At 71.6% G+C, this 21,002-nt stretch carries 18 protein-coding genes and 1 tRNA gene; 12 read left to right on the top strand and 7 right to left on the bottom strand.

Annotation, left to right across the window (positions count from 1 at the left end):
• Window positions 1-227 precede the first annotated feature (227 nt).
• The 5 genes from ACIBN2_RS42710 to ACIBN2_RS42690 all read left to right on the top strand — a co-directional run bounded on the left by ACIBN2_RS42710 (window position 228) and on the right by ACIBN2_RS42690 (window position 4,775).
• Entirely contained in the window at window positions 228-743 is a 516-nt protein-coding gene (locus ACIBN2_RS42710) for a DUF2867 domain-containing protein (protein WP_399143026.1), read from the top strand.
• Between the two features lie 101 nt (window positions 744-844).
• The gene (locus ACIBN2_RS42705) at window positions 845-1,624 is read left to right on the top strand and encodes a response regulator transcription factor (RefSeq protein ID WP_399143024.1); all 780 of its coding nucleotides are present in this window, start codon (window positions 845-847) and stop codon (window positions 1,622-1,624) included.
• Window positions 1,625-1,967: 343 nt separating this feature from the next.
• Window positions 1,968-2,843, top strand: a complete 876-nt coding sequence (locus ACIBN2_RS42700; protein ID WP_399143022.1) for a recombinase family protein — start codon at window positions 1,968-1,970, stop codon at window positions 2,841-2,843.
• 92 nt (window positions 2,844-2,935) lie between these two features.
• Window positions 2,936-3,841, top strand: a complete 906-nt coding sequence (locus ACIBN2_RS42695; protein WP_399143020.1) for a 3-hydroxyacyl-ACP dehydratase FabZ family protein — start codon at window positions 2,936-2,938, stop codon at window positions 3,839-3,841.
• A gap of 73 nt (window positions 3,842-3,914) precedes the next feature.
• On the top strand, window positions 3,915-4,775 hold the full coding sequence (locus ACIBN2_RS42690; RefSeq protein WP_399143018.1) for a triphosphoribosyl-dephospho-CoA synthase: 861 nt from the start codon (window positions 3,915-3,917) through the stop codon (window positions 4,773-4,775).
• A 28-nt stretch (window positions 4,776-4,803) separates the two neighbouring features.
• Here the strand turns inward: ACIBN2_RS42690 and ACIBN2_RS42685 are convergent, their stop codons facing one another.
• The 3 genes from ACIBN2_RS42685 to ACIBN2_RS42675 all read right to left on the bottom strand — a co-directional run bounded on the left by ACIBN2_RS42685 (window position 4,804) and on the right by ACIBN2_RS42675 (window position 9,408).
• Complete coding sequence (locus ACIBN2_RS42685; RefSeq protein WP_399143016.1) at window positions 4,804-6,171, bottom strand: PLP-dependent aminotransferase family protein; 1,368 nt, start codon at window positions 6,169-6,171, stop codon at window positions 4,804-4,806.
• A 156-nt stretch (window positions 6,172-6,327) separates the two neighbouring features.
• A complete protein-coding gene (locus ACIBN2_RS42680) occupies window positions 6,328-7,815 on the bottom strand; it encodes an aminopeptidase P family protein (protein ID WP_399143014.1) in 1,488 nt (495 codons plus the stop codon).
• Between the two features lie 81 nt (window positions 7,816-7,896).
• The gene (locus ACIBN2_RS42675; protein ID WP_399143012.1) at window positions 7,897-9,408 is read right to left on the bottom strand and encodes a PP2C family protein-serine/threonine phosphatase; all 1,512 of its coding nucleotides are present in this window, start codon (window positions 9,406-9,408) and stop codon (window positions 7,897-7,899) included.
• Between the two features lie 485 nt (window positions 9,409-9,893).
• Between ACIBN2_RS42675 and ACIBN2_RS42670 the strand changes: the two genes are divergently transcribed.
• Together ACIBN2_RS42670 and ACIBN2_RS42665 are read left to right on the top strand one after the other, a co-directional pair.
• Window positions 9,894-10,559 (top strand): bifunctional DNA primase/polymerase, encoded by a 666-nt coding sequence (locus ACIBN2_RS42670; RefSeq protein ID WP_399143010.1) that lies wholly within the window; start codon window positions 9,894-9,896, stop codon window positions 10,557-10,559.
• A gap of 149 nt (window positions 10,560-10,708) precedes the next feature.
• A complete protein-coding gene (locus ACIBN2_RS42665) occupies window positions 10,709-11,236 on the top strand; it encodes a hypothetical protein (RefSeq protein ID WP_399143040.1) in 528 nt (175 codons plus the stop codon).
• Window positions 11,237-11,479: 243 nt separating this feature from the next.
• Here ACIBN2_RS42665 and ACIBN2_RS42660 read toward each other — a convergent pair whose 3' ends face one another.
• From ACIBN2_RS42660 to ACIBN2_RS42650, 3 genes are all read right to left on the bottom strand, one after another.
• The gene (locus ACIBN2_RS42660; RefSeq protein WP_399143008.1) at window positions 11,480-12,442 is read right to left on the bottom strand and encodes a DUF5926 family protein; all 963 of its coding nucleotides are present in this window, start codon (window positions 12,440-12,442) and stop codon (window positions 11,480-11,482) included.
• Between the two features lie 116 nt (window positions 12,443-12,558).
• Window positions 12,559-13,203, bottom strand: coding sequence for an ATP-binding protein (locus ACIBN2_RS42655; RefSeq protein ID WP_399143006.1), 645 nt, complete (start codon window positions 13,201-13,203; stop codon window positions 12,559-12,561).
• 167 nt (window positions 13,204-13,370) lie between these two features.
• Window positions 13,371-14,198: a glycerophosphodiester phosphodiesterase gene (locus ACIBN2_RS42650; RefSeq protein ID WP_399143005.1), complete on the bottom strand. Its 828-nt coding sequence runs from the start codon at window positions 14,196-14,198 to the stop codon at window positions 13,371-13,373.
• Between the two features lie 257 nt (window positions 14,199-14,455).
• Between ACIBN2_RS42650 and ACIBN2_RS42645 the strand changes: the two genes are divergently transcribed.
• The 5 genes from ACIBN2_RS42645 (at window position 14,456) to ACIBN2_RS42625 (ending at window position 19,899) form a co-directional block, all read left to right on the top strand.
• Window positions 14,456-15,991: a S1C family serine protease gene (locus ACIBN2_RS42645; RefSeq protein WP_399143003.1), complete on the top strand. Its 1,536-nt coding sequence runs from the start codon at window positions 14,456-14,458 to the stop codon at window positions 15,989-15,991.
• A 109-nt stretch (window positions 15,992-16,100) separates the two neighbouring features.
• Window positions 16,101-16,187: transfer RNA gene (locus ACIBN2_RS42640), tRNA-Ser, on the top strand.
• Window positions 16,188-16,856: 669 nt separating this feature from the next.
• Window positions 16,857-18,440, top strand: coding sequence for a PP2C family protein-serine/threonine phosphatase (locus ACIBN2_RS42635; RefSeq protein ID WP_399143001.1), 1,584 nt, complete (start codon window positions 16,857-16,859; stop codon window positions 18,438-18,440).
• Window positions 18,437-19,528: a B12-binding domain-containing protein gene (locus ACIBN2_RS42630; RefSeq protein ID WP_399143000.1), complete on the top strand. Its 1,092-nt coding sequence runs from the start codon at window positions 18,437-18,439 to the stop codon at window positions 19,526-19,528. The genes ACIBN2_RS42635 and ACIBN2_RS42630 overlap by 4 nt, the downstream gene beginning before the upstream one ends.
• Complete coding sequence (locus tag ACIBN2_RS42625; RefSeq protein WP_399142998.1) at window positions 19,525-19,899, top strand: STAS domain-containing protein; 375 nt, start codon at window positions 19,525-19,527, stop codon at window positions 19,897-19,899. The genes ACIBN2_RS42630 and ACIBN2_RS42625 overlap by 4 nt, the downstream gene beginning before the upstream one ends.
• Window positions 19,900-20,050: 151 nt before the next feature.
• Here ACIBN2_RS42625 and ACIBN2_RS42620 read toward each other — a convergent pair whose 3' ends face one another.
• Complete coding sequence (locus tag ACIBN2_RS42620) at window positions 20,051-20,962, bottom strand: hypothetical protein (protein WP_399142997.1); 912 nt, start codon at window positions 20,960-20,962, stop codon at window positions 20,051-20,053.
• Between the last annotated feature and the right edge of the window lie 40 nt (window positions 20,963-21,002).

The raw sequence follows: 21,002 nt of genomic DNA, 5'->3' as shown, positions 1-21,002 counted from the left end.
CAACGCGCACAAGTCCGGCACCATCAAGGGCCTGTCCGCCGAGATCGGCGCCTCCCTCACCTCCGGCGCCGCCATCTGCGAGATCAAGGACTGACCACGAGTCACTTCAGAACCAGGCCCGAAAAGGAAAGGGCGGGAGCCGTCCGGAGAATCCGATCGATGAATTGGGTATATGTGGGAATCGATGCGGGAATTCCTCGGCATCTGTGAGGACGGAGAGCGGGAAGATGACTCGGATTGCGGTCCGCAAGAAAGTTGAACCGGTCACGGAGGCGGCGCGGGAGAGCCTCGGCCGGGTCGACCACGTCGACGCGTCCGCGGTCGACGTCCCGGCCGGCGTCACGGCCGTCGACTTCGCCCGCGGCATGCTGGGGGCGCCGCCGCGCTGGGTGTCCGGCCTGCTCGCCGTGCGGGACGCGGCCGTGGCGCCGTTCGGGCTCAAGCAGCGTGACAGGGGGCGCCGTACGGACATCGTCCCGGGGGCCAGGATCGGTCCTTTCCTGCTGCTCAGCGTGGCGGACGACGAGGTTCTCGCCGGGGACGACGACAAGCATCTGAGCTTCCGCTGCTCCTTCGCCGTACGGCAGGGGCCGCACGGTCCGGAGGCCGTGTGCACGACGGCCGTGCGCTTTCACCGGACGGCCGGACGCCGGTACTTCCGTGCCATCGAACCCTTTCACTACGCGATCATCTCCGGGATTCTCCGCCGAGGGGCGAAACGTTCAAATTTCACCCATCTGTAGTGCGTTGACGACCCCCGTTCCGCTTGGATAGGCTGCTTCGGAAATTTCTGGACGATAACGGGGGAAACGTGTCCAGTGATCATTCCGTGCATTTTCCGGAAATGACGGAACCGGAAATAACGGGGGGCGCCGAGCGCGCTCTCCTGGAAATACGCGATCTCATCGAAACGGTGGTGGCCCGCGGGGAATGGCCCGCCGCCGACAGCAAGTCGCTCCTGGTCACCGCCGAGAGCGCGCGAGCGGCCCTGGAGGCTCTGCAACGCCAGCTGAGCGAGGCCAGGCGGCGGGTGGACGTGCTGGTCCCGTCGGACCGGTCGGCGGCCCGGCTGCGTATCCACGTGCTGTCCAAGCTGGCCAGTGACGTACCCGAGGGCGTCACCATCCGGGTCCTGGACTGCTGGGCCACGGCGGATCGTTACCGCCTCTCCGAACTGCAGAAACGCCGCAGGGGCATCGGCATCCGGCTCACCGACGCCGCCCTGAGCGGCGCGATCATCGTCGACGGCGAGACCGTCCTGACCCGGTCCGACGGGCTGCACGGAAGCGGCCCCCGGCACACCGCGCTGATGCGCGCACCCGCTGTCGTGGAGGCACTCAACGCGCTCTACGCCGACGTGTGGAACCGCGCCGTGCCGCTGTCCGACGAGCACCTCCTGGACGGCGTGATGCAGGAGATCCTGGACTGCCTCCGCAAGGGGTACACCGACGACACCGCCGCCCGGGCGCTGTCCATGTCCGTGCGCACCTATCGCCGGCACGTGGCCGGGATCATGCGCATCCTCGGCGCCAGTTCCCGCTTCCAGGCAGGCGTCCACGCCACGGAGATGGGTCTGCTCAGAGGAGATCTCGGCGGCGAACGCAGCCTGGCGCCGCCCGCCTGAGAGCCCGTGCCCGGGCGGCAGCAAACTGCCAGTACTGCGGGGCACTGCCCGCAACCGCCCGGGCGCACACGTCATCTTGCGGCCACGGCGTTGCTCTTGATTCGGCCGCCCGCATAGCGTGAAACACGCGTGAGCGTCCCGGGGACGGGATCACCGACGGAGCAGTGACCGACCAGTTTCGGCCGCGACGGGGCGGCCGGGACCCTGACCGGACTCCGGCACCGGCCCGTCCTTCCCCAGGCTCTGCCCGGGTGTGCCGCTCACGCCTTTCACGGTCATGCCGCGCTGTCTCCGACACCGAAGTTGTGGGCGGCGGCGTGGCCAGATCGACGGGGGATATGTCATGACACACCAGCATCTCAACCATGCCCTACGACCACTCGACCGCCCCACCGACCTCCGCGTCCCGCGCACTCTCACGCGGGGCCGCGGACGGCCGCCGTACGGATTCCGTACGGCGGTCATCGACAGCGGCGACGGCCGGCAGCCGAGGCTCGTGCCCGACGAGCGGACCGCTCCCGTCGTGCAGCGCATCTTCCAGGAGTTCCTGAAGGGCGGCAGCCTGCAGAGCATCGCCGAGGACCTGAACGCGGACCGCATCCCCGGCCCGGCCTCCGCCTGGAGCAAGAGCACGGTGCGGGCCATCCTGACCAACCCGCGCTACGCGGGCGACGCCCGCGTGCCCGGCGGCGGGCGCCAACTCGTGGACCCCGAGGTGTTCGACCAGGTCCACGAGGTGTTCGCCAGGCGCCGGACCCGCACCCCTGAGTGCGAGGGCCGGCAGGCCCGGACGTACGCGCTGCGCGGCCTGCTGCGCTGCGCCCGCTGCAACCGGTTGATGCAGGGCACCTGGAACAACGGCGAGCCCTACTACCGCTGCCGCGCCACCACCACCGAGGAACGCCCGGACGACCACCCGCGCAACGTCTATCTGCGCGAACGGTCCGTCATGGGCCCCCTCACCGCCTGGGTGCGCGGGCTGTTCGTGCCGCAGGGCCTGCGGCGGCTCGCCACCACCGCCCCGCACGGCCACGCCGCCGCGGTGGCCGCCCGGCACCAACTGCGCGCCCAGGGCGTGGAGATGGGCGGCAACCTCACCCCGTCCGCGTTCCGTGCGCTCGGGGTCCGGCTGAGCTACTCCGACACCGACCGGCTGGTCACGGCCAAGGCGGTGCTCGGCACGGCCGGCGTCGTGGTCCACGGCCGTATCGAACTGTAGGCACCCAGCAGCCCACACCTGACAGAGGCCGCACCTGACAGTGCCCGCACCTGACAGAGCCCGCACATGACAGAAGGTCAGAAGGGAATCGAGTGCGCTCGATCGTGCTGATGCCGGACGCCTCCGTGGTGCACACGGACGCCACCGGCATCGAGATGAGTTTCGCCGTGCGCCCCACGGCACCGGTCTTCGACGGCCACTATCCCCACTTCCCGCTGCTGCCGGGGGTGTTCACCCTGGACGCCGTGCACCAGGCGGTGCTGCGGCACGCGGACGACGACCTCCAGCTGACGGACATCCGCTCCGTCCGCTTCCAGTCCCCCGTCCTCCCGGGCGACACGCTGACGGTCGAGGCCGCCGTCAAGGAGGTGGACGGGGTCCGCGACGTCCGCGCGACCTGCCGTACCGAACGGGGCAGGAGCGCGACCCTGCGGCTGCGCTACACGGCCGCGGGACCCCGGGAGATCACCGCCGCCGCACCTTGGCACGATGCGCCGGCCCCGGAGGTGGACCACGGCCCGGCCGCTCTCAAGAAGCTGATCCCGCACCGCTACCCGGCCCTTCTGGTGGACCGCGTCCACGCGGTCGAGCCCGGCCGGAGCATCGTCACCACCAAGGCGGTGACCTGCAACGAGCCCTGGTACCAGGACGTCCCGGACAGCGCCGGTGACGCCGGCTACGCGTATCCGACCGCGCTGCTCATCGAGTCCTGGTGCCAGAGCGCGGCGCTGCTCGCCGCCTGGGACCGCCCGCAGGACGAACTCGCCGGACAGGTCGCACTGTTCGGCGGCATGTCAGGCATCGGGCTCGGCCCCGAGGTGCGGCCCGGCGACCTCCTGCGCCACGAGGTGCGGATCAGCCGTGCGCTGGAAGGGACTTGGATCTTCGAGGGGAGGACCACCGTGGACGGCACCGCCGTGCTCGCCGTGGACAGCGTCATGACGGCGCTGCGCCCGAGCGCGGCGCTGACGGAGCTCACGGCCGCCGCACAGGGCTGACTCCCCGGGATTCACAGCTCGTTCCCAGTCCCGCCCTACGTTCCTGACGGCCTGTGTCCCTACGGTCGCGGCCATGACGGGCAACCGCGGGGGCACGGCGTCGAGCCGCCGTGAGGACGAGAAGCTGGCGCAGGCGGCCGTGGCCGCGCTGACCGGGCAGCTCGCCCTGGCCCCCAAGCCGGCGCTGCCCGACCCGCGCGACCTCGGCGCCCGTGCTCTGTGGCCGGACCACGGTTCCCTGCTGTGGTCGGCCAAGGCGCTGGCGCCGGGCCTCGCGGCGATGGCGGCCGCCGGCCGCCGCACCGGCGCGCCCAGTTCGGTGCTCCGTGCGGAACTGGGCGCGATCGGCCGGTCCACCGAGCACTCGGCGGGCCTCGCCGGCGGCGGTCACCGCGGCGCCCTGTGGGCGCTCGGCCTGCTCGTCGCGGCGGCCGCGTTCGACCCCCGGGCCGGGGGACGCGACGTGGCCGCCGCCGCCAAGAAGATCGCCGCCTTCACGGACAAGGGCGCCCCACGCAGACCCTCGCGCGGCTCGTCGGTCTCGGCGAAGTACGGCGCGGCGGGTGCGCGGGGCGAGGCCCGCGCCGGCTTCCCGCACATACGGCGGGCGCTGGACGCCCTCGACCGGTCCCGCTCGACGGGCGCCACGGAAACACAGGCTCGGCTGGACGCCCTGCTCACCGTGATGTCCACCCTCCAGGACACGGAACTGCTCCACACCGCGGGCCCGTCGGGGCTGCGGCATGTGCAGGCTGGGGCGCGGGGCGTCCTGGACACCGGCGGCACGGCGACGGAGGCGGGCGCCGAGGCCCTGCGGGCCCTGGACGCCGACCTGCACGCGCGCGCGTGGAGCCCGCGGGGCAGCGCGGGCCTGCTCGCGGGCGCCCTCTTCCTCGACTCGCTGCCGGTGAACACACCGGTCCGGCCGGTCTGACCGAGGGCACAGCGGCGGAGGAACGGGGTCACTCCCCCGCGAGCACCTTCCGCAACGCCTCGAGTGCCTCCGGGTAGACCCGCTCCCGGGGTGTCCCGTATCCGACGACGAGCCCCTGCGGCCGGTCCGGACCGGGCGTGTGCCAGTGGTCGCCCAGGTGCCCGACCGCGAGCCCCTCCGCCTCCGCCCGCTTCAGCGCCTCCTCCTCGTCGGCGACCTCCACGAGTGCGTGCAGCCCGGCGGCGATCCCGCGCACCTCGCTCCGGCCGCCGAGCCGGTCGAGGAGCTGGTCGCGGCGTCTGCGGTAGCGCAGCCGGCAGGCGCGCACATGGCGGTCGTAGGCGTGGCTGTCGATGAGTTCGGCGAGCGCCAGCTGCCCGATGGACTCGGTGTGGTGGTCGCTGTGCAGCTTGGCGTCGGCGACCGCGTCGACCAGGTGCGGCGGCAGCACCATCCAGCCGAGCCGCAGCGCGGGCCCGAGCGTCTTCGAGGCCGTCCCCAGATAGACGACCTGCCCCGGCGCCATCCCCTGGAGCGCGCCGACGGGCTGCCGGTCGTAGCGGAACTCCCCGTCGTAGTCGTCCTCGACGATCAGCCCGCCCCGCGCGCGTGCCCAGTCCGTGACCGCCCGCCGCCGCTCGGGGTGCAGCGTCACACCGGTCGGGTACTGATGGGCCGGCGTCACGACCACGGCCCCGGCGTCCCCCAGCTCCTGCGCGCACACGCCCCGTTCGTCGACCGGCACGGGCACCACGATCCCGCCGTTGCGCCGCACCACCTCCCGGTGGAACGGCAGCCCCGGGTCCTCCATGGCGATCGTGCCCCCGTCGAGCACCCGCGTGAGCAGCGCGAGCCCCTGTACGTACCCCGAGGTGATCACGATCCGCTCGGGCGGCGCGATGACCCCCCGGGCGCGGCCCAGATACCCCGACAGCGCGGTGCGCAGCTCGATCCGGCCGCGCGGATCCCCGTAGTCGTACGCCAGCAGCGGCGCCGTCGCTATCGCCCGGCGCAGCGCCCGCAGCCAGGCCGCCGCCGGGAACGCCCCGACGTCCGGGCTGCCGGGCCGCAGATCGAAACGCGGCGTACGCGCGCGTGCCGCCGCCTCCGGCGCAGCCGCGTCGAGCGAGGGCAGCGAGGCGACCTGCGTCCCCGACCCCTGCCGCGCGGTCAGATACCCCTCGGCGACGAGCTGGTCGTAGGCCGCCTTTGCGGTACCCCGGGAGATACCCAGTTCCTCGGCCAGCCGCCGGGTCGCCGGCAACCGGGTCCCGGGCGCCAGCCGCCCGTCCCGCACGGCGTCCCGTAGGGCTCGCTCGAGCCCGACCCGCCGTCCTTCGCCGTCATCGGTCTCGACGTGCAGATCGACACCGACACCGGCCAGGAAGCCGTCCACCTATCAACCCCCGTGAGCAAGAGCGCCCTTCTTTCAGGGGCGCGAGGCACTGTAAATGTGTGGCTGCGCCGCGCGGGCGCGACCAGCCCACGACTACCCGCAGACCGCATACCAATGGCCGGGCACGACCTTCGTACCCGGCCATCCATCCAACCGTCAGCCCGTGAGTGAGGCCATCCAGGACTCGACCTCGTCGGAGCGGCGCGGCAGCCCCGCCGACAGATTCCGGTTCCCGGACTCCGTCACCAGGATGTCGTCCTCGATCCGCACCCCGATCCCCCGGTACTCCTCGGGCACCGTCAGATCGTCGGCCTGGAAGTACAGCCCCGGCTCGACGGTGAGGCACATTCCCGGCTCCAGCGTGCCGTCGACGTACGACTCCACCCGCGCGGCGGCGCAGTCGTGCACGTCGAGGCCGAGCATGTGCCCGGTGCCGTGCAGCGTCCACCGCCGCTGGAGCCCGAGCTCCAGCACCCGCTCCACGGGGCCCTCGACGAGCCCCCACTCGACGAGCCGCTCGGTGAGCACCCGCTGCGCGGCGTCGTGGAAGTCGCGGTACTTGGCGCCCGGCTTGACGGCCGCGATCCCGGCCTCCTGGGCGTCGTACACGGCGTCGTAGATCTTCTTCTGGATCTCGCTGAAGCGGCCGTTGACCGGCAGCGTGCGCGTGACGTCCGCGGTGTAGTACGTGTGCGTCTCGACACCGGCGTCCAGGAGCAGCAGCTCACCGGAGCGCACCGCCCCGTCGTTGCGCACCCAGTGCAGCGTGCACGCGTGCGGCCCGGCGGCGGCGATGGTGCCGTAGCCGACGTCGTTGCCCTCCACGCGCGCGCGGAGGAAGAACGTGCCCTCGATGTAGCGCTCCGAGGTCGCCTCGGCCTTGTCGAGGACCTTCACGACGTCCTCGAAGCCGCGCACGGTCGAGTCGACCGCCTTCTGCAGCTCACCGATCTCGAACTCGTCCTTCACCAGCCGCGCCTCGGACAGGAAGACGCGCAGCTCGTCGTCCCGCTCGGCGGTGACCTTGTCGGTCAGGGCCGCCTCGATCCCGGCGTCGTACCCGCGCACCACGCGCACCGGACCGGTGGCCTCGCGCAGGGACTCGGCCAGCTCGCGCACGTCGGAGGCGGGGATGCCGTACAGCTTCCCGGCCTCGGTGAGGGAGTGCCGGCGCCCGACCCACAGCTCGCCCTGGCCGGACAGCCAGAACTCGCCGTTCTCGCGGTCGGAGCGCGGCAGGAGGTAGATCGTCGCCTCGTGGCCGTCGGCCGTGGGCTCCAGCACGAGGACGCCGTCCTCGGTCTGGTTGCCGGTGAGGTATGCGTACTCCACCGACGCACGGAACGCGTACTCCGTGTCGTTCGAGCGCGTCTTGAGGTTGCCCGCCGGGATCACCAGACGCTCGCCCGGGAAGCGCGCGGAGAGCGCGGCGCGGCGCTCGGCGGTCTCGGCGGCCTGGGCGATCGGCTCCAGGTCGCGCAGCTCCGTGTCGGCCCAGCCGGACTTCATGCTCTCGGCAAGCTCGTCGGAAACGCCCGGGTACAGGCCGTTCTTACGCTGCTTGATCGGCTCTTCGCTCTCTTCCGGGCCCGCTGCGGTAGCAGCAATGGACTCAGCCGGTGTGAGCTCGTCGGCCACGGTCATCCTCCTCGATACGGCACTGGACCCCCTCCATCGTACGGTCGTACGGAAGGGGGCCCAGGGGCGGAAGTCCTGTTCGGGCGGCTACTCGAAGCGCGCCGCCAGCAGCACGACGTCCTCCTCGTCCTCTGTCTCGTCCAGCCCGTCGGGCAGGACCGTCCGCAGCACGTGGTCGGCGATCGCGTCCGGGTCGCCGCGCAGCGCCCTGGGCACCCCGGCCGCCGCGGCGTGCAGCCGGGCGAAGGCGCGGTCGGTGGGGTCGCCGGTGCGGTGCAGCAGCCCGTCGGTGTAGAGCAGCACCGTCTCGCCGCGCTCCGCCTCGAGCTCCACGCTCGGCGCCTCCCAGCAGGCGAGCATGCCGAGCGGCGCGGACACCGAGGTCTCCACGAACTCCGTGCGCCGCTCGCCGACCAGCAGCGGCGGGCAGTGCCCGGCACCGGCCAGCGTGATCTTGCGCAGCGCGGGCTCGCAGTAGGCGAACAGGGCGGTGGCGGACCGCGCGGGCTCGGTCAGCCGCAGCAGCAGCTCGAGATCGGACAGCACGGCGACCGGGTCCTCGCCCTCCATCACGGCGTACGCGCGCAGGGATGCTCTCAGCCGGCCCATCGCGGCCACCGCGCTCGGCCCGGAGCCCGTCACGGAGCCCACCGCGAGACCCAGGGCGGCGTCCGGCAGCGGCAGCGCGTCGAACCAGTCGCCGCCGCCGCGCGGACCGGTGCGGTGCCGGGCGGCGAGCTGGACGCCCGCCACGCGGGGGAGCCGGGACGGCAGCAGCTCCTCCGACATCGTCGCCATGCACGCGCGCGTGCGCTCCACCTCCACCAGCCGGGCCAGGTGCTCGCCGGCGTAGCGGGCGTAGAGCCCGACGAGGTGGCGCTGGCGCTCGTTCGGCTCGGCGGGCTCGTCGTACAGCCAGACCGCCGCGCCCAGCCGGCCCGTGTGATCGCCGGCCAGGGGGAGGGCGTAGCACGCGGCGTAGCCGAGGCGGGCGGCCACTTCGCGGTGCCGCGGGTCGAGTCCGTCCTCGGCGAAGAGGTCCGGCTCGGCGATCTCGCCGTCCGAGCCCGGCAGTCCGTCGAGGATGCGGCCGTAGGACATGGCGCTGCGCGGCACCGTCTCGATGTGCCCGAGATCGGCGCGGGCGAGGCCGAGGCCGATCGTCGTGTCCGGGCCGAGTCCATCGCCGGGTTCCAGGACGACGAGACCGCGCCGGGCGCCCACGAGGGCGGCTCCGGCGCGCAGCACCTCCGTGAGGGCGTCGGCCAGTGTGTCCGTGCGGGCCAGGCGTTCGGTGAGTTCGTGCAGTGTCGTGAGGTCCGAGACCCAGCCGGCGAGACGGTCGGTGAGCAACGCGCCTGGTGGATGCGGCGGAGAGACCGGAGAACCACCGGAAGCTGCGGGCGCGGGCGCGACAGTGTGTGCGGGCGAGGGAACCGTTGAATCGATTCCAGCCACTTTCGGAAGGTGAGGGGCGTTCATGGCGTCCGGCTTTCCGACCGGTGCGTACTGCTCAAAAGCATCGCAAACCCCCATGTCATTCTGCGTCGCCAGCAGTGTCTCCACATGTACACGCACTCGTGAGGGGATGTCCAGCATTGTCCTGCCGGGATTCCTGGTGTCCAGGGGTAACCAGTGGTCCCTTCGCCCAAAAGCAAATTTGGCTTAAAACTGACTCGGGTTACGGCCTATTGCGGTCGACTGGGTTTGCTCCACAGAGCGTCACAGCGGTCGTGATGGGTACGTACTCGGTGAAGGCCAGGGGTGGTTGCCGCCACTCGGAACCTGGTGTCCGCCCCGGGCGTCTTAGCGACCGTGCCCCATCCTCCCGTGGCAGAGGCGAAGAGAAATACACGGGACGGCAAAACGCCAGACTTCGCCACCCCCGCGCCACGCCCATGCTTTTGATGGATGCAGCATGGACGAGGCAGCCACGGATGCAGTCAACGTTCGACCCATAGGGGTTCCCCGTGCCCACGGCCGGGGTGTGATGCGCCAACAGGTACGCACAGTGAAGTGATCGACACATGGTGTGATGTGGCCCACGGTGTTGCCAGCGGTGCAACGGAAAGGAACGAGCGCTCATGCGCGAGATCCTCGGAAGGCGACGCAGGCTCCTGTCCCAGCGCAACGACGGAAGGCCTGAGTTGATCGGCGCGGCACTGACCTTCGCGACCCAATGGCAGTGGCCCGTGCTCCCGGGCGCGACGGCCGACCCTCAGGGGCGTTCCCGCTGCGGCTGCCCCGACGCGGACTGCACGGTGCCCGGTGCGCACCCCTTCGACCCCGGCCTCCTGGCGGCCACCACGGACGCCCGGATGGTGCGCTGGTGGTGGACCAACCGGCCGGCCGCGCCGATCGTGCTGGCCACCGGAGGCGTCGCGCCCTGTGCCGTGAGCCTGCCGGCCCTCGCCGCCGCGCACACGCTCACCGCGCTCGACCGCCTGGGCATGCGCCTCGGCCCGGTCGTCGCCTCGCCGAGCCGCTGGGCGATCCTCGTGCGGCCGTACTCCATGGAGCAGCTCGGCGAACTGCTCTACGCCAAGGACTTCGTCCCCGGCTCCCTGCGCTTCCACGGCGAGGGCGGTTACCTCGCCCTGCCCCCGTCCGAGACCGGCGAGGGCGAGATCCGCTGGGAGCGCGCACCATTGCCCGGTTCGGCCTCCCCGTGGGTCCCCGACGTCGAGGCCGTGGTGGATGCCGCCGTCGAGGCCCTCACTCGTACGGGTGTGAGCGCGCCCGAGTTGTAAGGGTGTCGGGCGCGCACGGGTCCGCGCGCCCTCGTGTGATGGCTATCTTCCGCATCATGCTGCGACATTCTGGGGGACACAGCGCCCCACGGCCGCCCCGCGGCGGGCCAGACCCCCGAAAGGTTCGTCTCCTCGCCCTGGTGGGCGTCGTGGCATGCGCGGTCGCCCTGCCGCTGGCCGTGGCGTTCGCGGGACCGTCGGGCGACGAGGACCGCACGGTCGTACGCGCTCCGGCGCGCGAAACCGTACGGTCCTCCCCGCGCGACGAGGACGCCAAGGCGCGCTCCGCCGCCCCCTCGGGTTCCCCCCTGCTGCTCGGTCTCGGCCTGGCCACCGCTGTCCGCTGCGGTCCCGAACTCACCTCGCCCGACGGCATCGAGGCGCAGACCTGTGTGCTCACGCAGGGCGACGACACCTGGGCGCGCACCTACTACCGCAATGTGACGGGCGGGGCGCTGGACTCCGTGCTCAGTCTCATGGGGCCGGAGGGCCGCACGGTGCAGATGAAGTGCGCCGTGGGCGCCGACCACGAGCCGGGAATGTGCGAGACGCCCCGGGAGCACAGCCGGGGCGAGCCCTCCGCCTACACGGCCGTCGCGGAATTCGCGGGGCAGGCGGCGAACGGTCCGCTGCTGCTCCGTTCCGGTAGCAACTCCTCTGCGGCCACCGGCAGTTGACGTCCAGTTGCATTCCGTAAAGGAACTCCGGACAGAAAAAGGCCCGGTTGCTGGCGACGGGGGATGCACCAGCAACCGGGCTACTCGAACGGTAACAAGAGATCGGCGGTTCGCAAATTCGATCCCGACTTTCCAGTCACGTATTTGCTTGAACCGAGCGGGACTTGTGAGCGGATCAGGTCATTCCGGATGATCGGGTCCAGCTGACCGGCAGGTCAGCCGGACCCGATCGTGCCGGATCCGTCAACTGAGCGTGACCTGCCGGTTGGTGAGGCCGCCGCGGGCGCGGCGCTCCTCGGCGGTCAGCGGCGCGTCCGCGGCGAGGGCGGTCGCGAGACGCTCCGCGAACTCGGCCGCCGGCTTCTCGACATCCTCCGCGCCGACCCCGCTCGGCAGGTCCCAGACCGGCACGGTGAGCCCGTGAGCGCGGAAGGAACCCACGAGACGGGTGCCTTCACCGAGGCTCGAGCGGCCCGCCGCGTGCAGCCGCGCGAGGGCGTCCAGAAGCTGCTCCTCCGGGTGCGGCATGACCCAGCGCAGGTGGTTCTTCTCGGGCGTCTCGCACCAGTAGGCGGCGTCCACGCCGGTGAGCCTGGCGGTCGGGATGGCCGCGGCGTTGGCCCGCTCCAGCGAGGCGGTCACCTCCGGCGTGGCGTTCTCCGCGTCCGGGACCCAGAACTCGAAGCCGCTGTGCACAACTGGCTCGAACACGCCTTCGGGGTCGAGCAGGTCCTGCAGCCGAGGGCCGTCGGCCGGAGCGCGGCGGCCCTCGACCGGCGTGCCCGGCTGGGCGGCCAGCGCACGCTGGAGGTTGTCGGCGAGGTCGCGGCTGACGTCGCCGGACGCCGTGTCGTTCTGCAGGCCCAGCAGTACCGAGCCGTCGTCGCGGCGCAGCGCCGGCCAGGCCATCGGCAGCACGGTCGCGAGGGTCAGGGACGGGACGCCCTCGGGCAGGCCGCCCTTCAGGTGCAGTTCGACGGTGGCCGCGGGCACCAGCTCGCGCATCGCCACCCAGTCGCACTCGCCGGCCAGGCCCTCGAAGGGACGGTGCACCAGCTCGGTCGCGGCGTGTGCGGCGGCCCGCCCGTGACAGGCCTTGTAACGCCGGCCGCTGCCGCAGGGGCAGGGCTCGCGCGCGCCGACGACCGGGACCTCTCCGTCCGTGATCTGTGGCTTGGCCTTCGTCTGAGGTCGCTTCTTGGCCATCGTGGGTGTCTCCCGGTTACGGCTCGTCTGGTACGGCGGGAGCCTAGCCGTTCACGCCATGACCGACGGAAACCTGCGACCCGTTCACCTCGGATCCCGCGGACGGCCCAGTGCGGTCAGTCCAGATCGTCGAAGGCGTCCGCGAAGCCCCGGCTCGGCATCGGCGCGGACCTCGGCGGCGGGGCGGTGACGCGCGTAGGAAAAGGTTCGCGGACCGGGCCGGTTTCGCGGTTCGGGATGCCCTCGTGCACCACGACCCACACGGTGACCTCGCCGCGGGCGTCGTCCCGGACGCCCCAGTCGTCGGCCAGTGCGGTGATGATGTTCAGGCCGCGCCCGCCGTGCGCCGTGATCGACGGGGTGGCCGGAGCCGGGCGGGTGGGTCCGCCACCGTCCGTGACCTCCACCGTGAGCCGGCCGCCGCGGTCCACGCGCCAGGCCGCCCGTACGTCGCCGTCCCCGGCGAGGGCGTCACCCAGTGGCCGGCCGTGCTTGCACGCGTTGCTCAAGAGTTCGGACAGAATCAGTACTGCATCGTCGATGACCGTGTCCGACACACCGCCCGTGCGCAGTTGCTCGCGCATACGATGCCTCGCCTGCCCCACGCCCGCAGGGCCATGGGGTACGGCCATGCTCGACGACGTCGGCACCTCCTGTGCCACCACCAACGCCACCCCCGAGACCTCCTTTGCCCCACGCCACGGTGTGGATGCCCCACTGGCCTGTACCGGAAACCGGCCATTCCACGTTCGGTGACGCATTCGCAACGATCGAACACGGAGCGAACGCGCCGGAGCACTCCCTGTAGCCGAATGGCTGGATTTCGACTGTGAGCAAGTCTGGAGAATGGTGCCGAAGGGGTACATGGGTCAAGGGTTCTTCACAGGTCTTTACCACTGAAGCGGGTTCGGACAGTGACGAAAGCGGCTCAGCGCTCGAGCCGGTGCAGAACGGCGCCTGGCCGGTTGGTGATGATGGCGTCGATGCCCAGGTCGAGGCAGAGTTCCACGTCCTCGGGCTCGTTCACGGTCCACACGTGCACCTGGTGCCCGGCCTGCTTCAGCCGCTCGATGTACGCGGGGTGGTTGCGCACGATCCGGATCGAGGGGCCCGCGATCCGGACACCCGCCGGCAGCCGTCCGTCGCGCAGCCGGGGCGAGACGAACTGGAGCAGATAGACCGTCGGCAGCGACGGCGAGGCGGCCCTCACGCGGTGCAGCGACCGCGCCGAGAAGCTCATGACGCGCACGGGCGACTCCTCGGCGCAGGCCGGGGCGTCCAGGCCGAAACGCTTCAGCAGCATCAGCAGCCGTTCCTCCACCTGACCGGCCCAACGGGTCGGATGCTTGGTCTCGATCGCCAGCTCCACCCGCCTTCCGGCGTCCGCGACCAGCTCCAGCAGCCGCTCCAGCGTCAGTACGGAGGTGTCGTGGCGGTCCTCGGGCAGGAACTCCCAGTCGGGCTCCTCGTCGCGGTTGCGCCAGAACTCCCTCGACCTGCGCGAGCCGAAGTCCAGGGCGGCCAGGTCGGCCAGCTCCAGAGCGGAGACCGCGCCCCGCCCGTTGGACGTACGGTTGACGCGACGGTCGTGGACGCAGACGAGATGGCCGTCCGCCGTCAGGCGTACATCGCACTCGAGGGCGTCTGCACCGTCCTCGATCGCCTTCTTGTACGCGGCCAGCGTGTGCTCGGGGGCCTCCTCGGAGGCTCCGCGGTGGGCGACGACTTGGATCCGGTGCTGCCGTGCGTGAGTCACCGCGTCATGGTGCCACCGCTGCTGGGTAGTCGTGCGATCGGAGGAGCATAGATTGCGCCCCTTTTGCCTGTCATGGCCTATATAAAGGATGGCCCCGGACGCACAGGCACCGCTTATGGTGCCCTGACGGCTCATGGGAAAAGCTGACGGCATACAAAAGAACAAGCACAGCTGCATCGCGCCGGACCGTCGACCAACGTGAACGAGCGTGACCGAGTGCGACCGAGAAGAACAGCCGTGGACCGAGGAGACAAGCTGTGAGCACCGAGAACGAGGGCACCGCGGTACCCCCGGCCCCGTCCGCACCTCCCGTGCCGGTGGACGCTCCCACTCCCTCGGCACCCGACGCCTCCGGCGGGAGCGCCCCGACGGCGCCGCTTCCGCCGGTGCCTCCGAGCGCCCCCGGCGCCCCGGAGCAGGAGCTGGTGCACGCGGGTCACGCCCCCGCCTACGCCTCGGCGGGTTCGCAGGACCCTCAGGGGCCGGGCGCCCCGCAGGGCCACGGGCCCGGTGAGTCCCAGGGCTCGGCCCCGGACGCCTCCTGGCCGCCCCCGCCGCCCACCACCCCGTCCTACGCCGATCCGGGCTCCGGCGGCGGTGCGTACTCCGGCGGGTCCGACTCGGGCGGCTCGGGCACCGGATGGGGCACCACCTACCAGCAGCCCGCGCCGAAGTCGGGCCGCGGCGGCCTCGTCGCCGCGATCCTGGTCGCCGCGCTCGTCGCCGGCGGCCTGGGCGGCGGCCTCGGCTACACGCTGGCCAAGAACAACGACTCCTCCGGCTCCACGACGGTCTCCGCGTCCGACAGCGGCGGTTCCGTCAAGCGCGACCCCGGCACGGTGGCGAACGTGGCGGCCAGGTCCCTGCCCAGCACGGTGACCATCCAGGCCGAGTCCACCAGCGGCGAGGGCGGCACGGGCACCGGCTTCGTCTTCGACACCCAGGGCCACATCGTCACCAACAACCACGTCGTCGCGGACGCGGTCGACGGCGGCAAGCTCACGGCGACCTTCCCGAACGGCAAGAAGTACGACGCCGAGGTCGTCGGCCACGCACAGGGCTACGACGTGGCGGTGATCAAGCTCAAGAACGCCCCGTCCGACCTCAAGCCGCTGACCCTGGGCAACTCCGACAAGGTGGCCGTGGGCGACTCCACGATCGCGATCGGCGCCCCCTTCGGCCTGTCCAACACGGTGACGACGGGCATCATCAGCGCCAAGGACCGCCCGGTGGCCTCCAGCGACGGCACCGGCAGCAACGCGTCGTACATGAGCGCCCTGCAGACGGACGCCTCGATAAACCCCGGCAACTCCGGCGGCCCGCTCCTCGACGCGTCGGGCAACGTCATCGGCATCAACTCCGCGATCCAGTCCACCAGCAACGGCGGGCTCGGCGGCAGCGGCAGCCAGTCCGGCTCGATCGGCCTGGGCTTCGCCATCCCGATCAACCAGGCCAAGTTCGTCGCCCAGCAGCTGATCAAGAACGGCAAGCCGGTCTACGCGAAGATCGGGGCGTCGGTCTCCCTGGAGGACTCCAGCAACGGCGCGAAGATCACCGAGCAGGGCGCCAGCGGCGCCGACGCCGTCGAGTCGGGCGGCCCCGCCGCCAAGGCCGGCCTCAAGCCCGGCGACGTGATCACCAAGCTCGACGACCACGTGATCGACTCCGGGCCCACCCTGATCGGCGAGATCTGGACCCACAAGCCCGGCGACCAGGTCACGATCACCTACGAACGTGACGGCAAGACCCACACGGTCCAGCTCACCCTCGGCTCCCGCACGGGCGACAGCTGACCCACCGACCCACGCGCGCGTGCCTCCCCGGGTTCGCGACATCTGGCCCACGCGCGCGCGTGCCCACCCGTTACTCTTGTCCCCGCGCTGCTCGTGATCGGCGGCGCGGGGAGGCGTGCCCGAGCGGCCGAAGGGAACGGTCTTGAAAACCGTCGTGGCAGCGATGTCACCGTGGGTTCAAATCCCACCGCCTCCGCACGACGAGCAGTGAGAACGGCCCTTGACCAGGTGAGATGGTCGGGGGCCGTTCTCGTCGCCGGTGACGGGTGCTGCCCGCCGTTCCCCGTGGTTCCCCGCTCGATCGGGCACGGAGTCCACGGCCTCCCCATGGCCTGTCAGGGGAGCGTGGCTGGCGTCGCACGGGCGTTGTGCGTCGGTGAGCGCGCTGTACAGGAAGGTGACGGCCATCGCGGCAGTGCCGAACGAGACGCGGCGAGGGTACGGGGGGCCGGACCGCAGCGAAAGGCTCAGCGGCGCGTCCCTGTTCGCCGGGGGCGTGATGATGCTCAGCGGGCCGCTCAGCATTCTCATGGGTGCATCCGGCATCGCAGAGGACAACCTGTTCGCCGCGTCCCGGTACGCCTATCGATTCGACCTGACCGCTCCACGTCGGAACCGACGGCGGCCGGTGACACGGCGACGACGGCTCAGGTCTTGAAAACCGCTGTTGTGACGTTTGTGTGCGCAGAGGGTGACGAGCTTGCCATGTGAGGGGCCGTGGGCGATGGTTGCCGTCAGGCAACTTTCCTGCGACTGAATGAGGTGAGGGGTTCGCCCAGCGGATCCTCGACTATTGGCTTTCTCCCCTGCACAGACTCGTACCGGCGCGGAACCGGACCTTCTGTGGGGTAGCGCTCCCTGTCCTGTGCTGATCGCTGATCCCGCAGGCACGGTGGTGGCCCGCAACGACGCTGCCGGCGCTCTTCTGCCCGCGGCGAGCCCCGGGATCTCTCTCGCGGATGCGGTCCCGGCGTGGTTGTCCGAGGCACACCAGGCGCTGATTCCTTCCCAACGGCCTGCCGGTCGAGCCGCGGATACGGCACCTGCGGGCGTGATCGGCGAGCGCCGGTTCGACGCACACTCCAGTGTGCGCGAGGACGGCACCGTGGTGTGGTGGCTGGTCGATGACACCGATCACCACCTGGCGCGGGAAGCTCTGCGCATGGAGCGGGAGCGGACCGCCTTCCTCTCCGAAGCGTCGAGCGCGCTGCTCTCCTCCCTCAATCTGGGGCACTGCATGGACGTGACCGCGCAGATGGCCGCCGAGAGCCTCGCCGACGCGGCTCTGGCCATCGCGCCGGCCCGTGGTCACACGCTGCCGGTGGTTTCCTGTCTGCGCGGCGGCACCCCTTCCGTGTCGCAGGAGTCGGTGGACCCGTACGACGTTCCGGGCTTGGGGGAGGCGCTGCGCGGCTTCCCACCGGTGCCGTCACGATGGATCGATCCGTCCCTGGCACCTGAGTGGCTGGTGCCCGAGGGGTTCGGACCCGTCGGCTCGATAGTGATCACTCCGCTGCCCGGGCACGGCGTCCCGGCCGGGGCCCTGGTCCTGCTGCGCTCGGCGGACGCAGCCGCCTTCACCGAAGAGGAGGAGGTGTTCGCCCGTCTCTTCGCCGGGCGGGCGGGGGCGGCGATGTCGGCCGCGCGCCTGTACGCGGAGCAGCACGCGATCACCGAGGTCCTCATGCGGGAGCTGCTGCCCCCGGCCCTGCACCGGATTTCCGGGGTGGACTTCGCGGGCGGCTACCGCCCGTCGGCCGATCACGAGCGGATCGGCGGTGACTTCTACGACGTGCATCCCGCCGCGGTCGAGGGCGAAGCCTCCCTCATCGCGCTCGGGGACGTGTGCGGCAAGGGCCTGGAAGCCGCCGTGCTGACCGGCAAGATCCGCAACACGCTGCACGCTCTGCTGCCCCTGGCGGATGATCACCACCGGATGCTCAGCCTGCTGAACACCGCACTGCTGAACTCTCACGACACCCGTTTCGCGACCCTGGTCCTGGCCTCCGCCGTCCGCAGTGGCAGCGCGGTGGATCTCAGGCTGACCAGCGCCGGCCATCCGAGCCCGCTGATCATCCGCGCGAACGGCACGGTCGAGGAGGCCGACACGCGCGGCACCCTGGTCGGCGCTCTGCCGAACGTCCGCGTGCACACCGCTCCCGTCACCTTGGAACCAGGGGAATCCTGCGTCCTGTACACGGACGGGATCACCGAAGCCAGAGGGGGCCCGATGGGCAAGGGCATGTTCGGTGAGGAACGTCTCAAGCGCGCGCTCGCCGGGTGTGCCGGCCTGCCCGCCGAGGGCATCGTGGAACACGTCCTGATGCTCGCCTCCCAGTGGCTCGGCAGCGGACGCCACGACGACATGGCGGTCGTAGTGATCTCCGCACCCCGCACCCACCACATCGGCTCGGTGAACGGCCACACCCGGGGCAGGTGCACCGCATGAGCACCGGCACCCCGGCCCGCCTCGACGGCGGCACCAGCCTCGAGCAGCTGACCGATCACCTGTGGGAAGCGGTCCTCGAGGGCGACGAATACGCGGCCACCGGGCTGATCCTGCACGCCGTGGACGAGGGTCTGGACGCGGAAAGCGTGCTGCTGGACGTGATCGCGACCGTGCAGGGCAAGGTCGGCGCGGAATGGGCGGCCAACCGCATCAGCGTCGCCCGGGAACATGCCGCGACCGCCATCAACGAACGAGCCGTGGCCGCACTCACCCTGCACCCGGCCGCCCGCACCGCCCCCACCCGGGGCAGGGTCACGGTGGCCTGCGTGGACGGCGAGTGGCACGCGCTGCCCGCACGCCTGCTGGCCGAGGTACTCAAGCTGCGCGGCTGGCAGGTCGACTACCTCGGCGCCCAGGTACCGGCCCCGCACCTCATGTCCCACCTGCACCGCACCCGCGCGGACGCGGTCGCGCTCTCCGGTTCGATCGCCACCCGGTTGCCCACCGCGCACGCTGCGATCACCGCATGCCAGACCGTCGGGGTGCCCGTTCTGGTCGGAGGCGCCGCCTTCGGCCCTGACGGCCGCTACGCCGAACTTCTGGGGGCGGACGCATGGGCTCCCGACGCCCGCGCCGCCGCCGACATCCTTGCCCGGGGACCTCTGACCCGCCCGCGGCCGGACCACCAGCAGGTCGACGACCTGCCCCACCTGGTCGACCAGGAATACACGCTGGTGTCCCGCAACAGCGCCTCCCTGGTCCGAAGCGTCTTCACCGGCCTCGAGGACGCATTCCCCGCCATGCGCACCTACGGCGACATGCAGCGCGAGCGCACGGCGGAGGACCTCGCGCACATCGTGGAGTTCCTCGCCGTCGCCCTCTACCTCGGCGACGAAGGGCTCTTTGCCCGATTCCTGACCTGGACCGCCGAGGTACTCGTGGCGCGCGGTGTGCCCGCACAGAGCCTGCCGCCGGCGCTGCACCTCCTCGCCACGGAACTCAAGGACTTTCCGCGGGCCTCCCGCATCATCGAACACGGCACCCAGGCCCTGACCACTGGCCACATCTCCACGGGGAACCCCGCATGACGACGCTGCCTCACACTCACCTGCAGCTGACCACGGTCGATGCCGAGGACAGGCTGCGGATAGAGATCGAGGGCGATCTCGACTACGGGACGGCCGACTTCCTGTTGGAGACAGTCACCACCCAACTCGCCGCACGGCCTGGGCTGAATCACCTGCACCTGCACTGCGCCGGGCTCGGCACGGCCGACTCCATGGGGCTGTCCAGTCTGCTGATGATCTGCCGCCGCACCTCCGCCGTCGGTGTCCGGCTTCATCTGGACGACCGCCCCGCAAGCCTGGACCGGGTCCTGGACATCACCGGCACCTTCGAGTACCTCACGGGAGCGTCCTCCAGCGCTGCCACAGAACCCTCGAAGATCGACGAGGGCTGAGAACGTATGCGGACGCTGTGAGAGGTGCCCCTGACCGCGTTCCGGGCGCGTGGCGTCAGGTCAGGCCGCCGCGCTCGCAGACCAGGCGGGCGACCTCATGGGCATCGGCAGCTTGATGCTCCCAGGAGAAGAACGTCAAGCTCCGCGAACTTCACGCGAGCCCCACGGAGCGCGGCGGCCCCTGATCGCCGAGGCGCGTGACCCGGGCGGCGGCGGTCCCGGCGCGGCGGCGGGCCTCCCGGACGCGCCGGTCGGCTTCGCGGGCCTGCTCGCGCGCCTTGCGCGCGGCCTCCTCGGCCTGGTGCTGGTCCTTCTCGACGCTCCTCAGTTCGTCGGTCAGCTCCCGGACGCGCTGTGCGAGTGTCTCGGCCCGTTCCCGCGCGTCGTCCGCGTTCCGGCCGGCGTCCTCGGCCGCTTTCCGGCGGGCCCTGAGTTCCCGCTCCGCGTCCTCGGCCTTCTGCCGGGCCTGTCCGAGCCGGCGGCGGCGTTCGTCGTCGGCTCTGCCGCTGTTGCCGCCGCTTCGTGCGGGCCGCGTCCCCTCCCGCTTCCGCGCCGTCTTCGCGGGCCGGGGGCGGGCACCGTCCGCCGCCGCCGGGAACCCCGCGACCTGGTCGAAGGCCCTGACCAGGCGTCCGGTGGCCCACTCCGTCGCGGCGTGGGGGTCGGCGAGCACGGCGTGCAGGATGGTCTCGACCTCGCGGCGGGCGTCCTCGCCGATCGGGTGCCCGGCCCGGTCCGCCAGCTGCAGCGCCTGCCGGGACAACGCGTCGATCACGACGTGCTGCTGCCGGCTCAGCTCGCGCAGCTGCTCCCCGTCCAGGTCGCGGTGGGCCTGGCGCAGCCCCGCGCCGAGCCGGAGCAGCGACTCGGCCTCCTCGGGCCGCTCGCGGACCAGCAGGTTGCTCGCCCAGGCCGGCAGACTGGGCCGGCGCAGCTTGCCGATCTCGCCGGCGAGCGTGCGGTCGCCGGCCCTGCGGGCCTCGGCCGCCCGTGCGTCACGGGCGGAGGTGAAGTCCTCCGGCCGCAGTCCGTACAGCTCGTCCGCGACTGTGTCCAGGTCCACCGCATCCCTCCGCGATCGACGCCATGTGCCGCGTCCCTCC

This window comes from Streptomyces sp. NPDC050534, from assembly GCF_044457745.1.
Classification (GTDB): domain Bacteria; phylum Actinomycetota; class Actinomycetes; order Streptomycetales; family Streptomycetaceae; genus Streptomyces.
Note: the sequence above shows the minus strand (reverse complement) of the source record. Positions and strands in the feature narration are given on the sequence as shown.